This window comes from Streptomyces capoamus, assembly GCF_014654935.1.
GTDB lineage: Bacteria > Actinomycetota > Actinomycetes > Streptomycetales > Streptomycetaceae > Streptomyces > Streptomyces capoamus.
This window is the reverse complement of the sequence record NZ_BNBF01000078.1, coordinates 1-203: the sequence shown is the minus strand read 5'-3', so window position 1 is coordinate 203 and position 203 is coordinate 1.

Below are 203 nucleotides of genomic sequence, written 5' to 3'. Positions count from 1 at the left end.
CCACGAGAGCGGTGCGAGAGGAGGAATAGTCCCCTCGCACACAGCGTCCTCGCTGTGTTTTTCAAAGGAACCTCGTCTCGATCGTGATGACCGGAGACGGGGTATCAACATATCTGGCGTTGATTATTGGCACGCTGTTGAGTTCTCAAGGAACGGTCGCTTCCTTTGTACTCACCCTCTCGGGCTTTCCTCCGGGCGCTTCC